The organism is Alitiscatomonas aceti, from assembly GCF_025567195.1.
GTDB classification, from domain to species: Bacteria; Bacillota; Clostridia; order Lachnospirales; family Lachnospiraceae; genus Alitiscatomonas; species Alitiscatomonas aceti.
This window is the reverse complement of record NZ_JAOQJF010000029.1, coordinates 1-1,065: the sequence shown is the minus strand read 5'-3', so window position 1 is coordinate 1,065 and position 1,065 is coordinate 1. Positions and strand designations below refer to the sequence as shown.

The window sequence follows — 1,065 nt, the reverse complement described above, 5'->3', positions numbered from 1 at the left end:
CGAAAGATAGGCAGGTTCGTGAGCTGATTGCCCACAACATGGAATCCATCTGCGCCAACAATAATATTGGTTATTGTCAGGAGCACAGGACAAGCCTGATTGCTATTGCTGCTGGATATGGATATGATGCCAGCAAGGTTTTGTCACCCTGCGAGACAGATTGCTCCGAGGCAGTCCGGGTATGCTGCCTGTATGCCGGAGCTAAAGTGGCCAGTTTTAACACAGCCAATGAGGTGAGTACATTGCGGGCGACCGGTAAGTTTGATATATTAAAAGATGACAAGTACTGTAAAAAGCCAGACTACTTATTGCGTGGGGATATCCTGGTAACGAGGACAAAGGGGCACACGGTAGTTGTTTTGGATGATGGGGCCAAAGCTGCTCCGCCGGAGCCGGAAAAGAAATCCGGCTGGATCCAGGAGGCCGGGATCTGGAGATATTATCACGGAGACACAGGAGAGCCGGTACGCAACGACTGGCACCGGGATCCCGATGGCCGGTGGTACTGGTTTGACGGTTCCGGAGTGATGGTCGCCAACGCCTGGAAGCAGGACAGGGTTGGCAAGTGGTATTACCTTGGCTCTGATGGTGCAATGGTCACCGGAAGGCTCATGCAGATTGGTGATGAGGTATTTGCCTTTGGGGCCGATGGAGCCATGCTGCAAGGAGAGATCCGGTGCCGATGCAATGAGCGAGGGGCGCTGGCGGTTATATAAAGGTTGTATAAAAAAGAGATTACAACTCCTATTCCATAAGAAAAAAACGGCGGAGAAATCCGCCAGAACATCGTACCATCTTCGCATATCAAAATTATGTCCCAAAAATGTCCCAGAATCCCTTGAAAAGCCTTGATTTACAGCTATTAAAAAGATGCCTTTTAATCAAGTTGTCCGGGGTTCGAATCCCCGATGTCTCATGAATATTGGAAAACCTTAGCGAATAGGTTTTCCTTTTTTATTATGGACTTTAGTCTGTTTCGCCCATCTCCATTTTTCGCTGATCCGAAAAATGGAGATGGGCGAAACAATCAACCACCCGCTATGCGGGTGCGCGTCGATTGTTATA

1 protein-coding gene is annotated in these 1,065 nt (G+C 48.9%); it reads left to right on the top strand.

All coding sequences use genetic code 11. The features are described from left to right. On the top strand, window positions 1–716 hold a 716-nt coding region (locus OCV69_RS12525; protein ID WP_416782729.1), incomplete at its 5' end, for an N-acetylmuramoyl-L-alanine amidase family protein. Window positions 717–1,065 lie beyond the last annotated feature (349 nt).